1 protein-coding gene is annotated in these 231 nt (G+C 35.5%); it reads left to right on the top strand.

Translation table 11 applies throughout. The annotated features are described in order from the left end of the window. Positions 1-231, top strand: a 231-nt coding sequence (locus tag KVT11_RS20805; protein WP_217609237.1) for an aminotransferase class I/II-fold pyridoxal phosphate-dependent enzyme, incomplete at both ends; no start/stop codon positions are given.

Raw genomic sequence — 231 nt, 5'->3', positions numbered from 1 at the left:
CAATGCGTCAAGCATTTGAAGAGAGATTAAACATTATTTATGATAAATTAATTCAAATCCCTGGCTTTACTTGCATTAAACCACAAGGTGCATTTTACTTATTCCCTAATGTAAAAGAAGCTGTAGCTTTATCAGGGTATGAAAACGTTGATGATTGGGCAAAAGCTCTATTAGAAGAGGAAAAAGTAGCTCTTGTACCAGGTACAGGATTTGGTGCTCCAAATAACGTTC

Source organism: Bacillus sp. GbtcB10 (genome assembly GCF_019091365.1).
Classification (GTDB): domain Bacteria; phylum Bacillota; class Bacilli; order Bacillales; family Bacillaceae; genus Bacillus; species Bacillus altitudinis.
The sequence above is the reverse complement of the archived record's forward strand: the minus strand, read 5'-3'. Positions and strand labels throughout refer to the sequence as shown.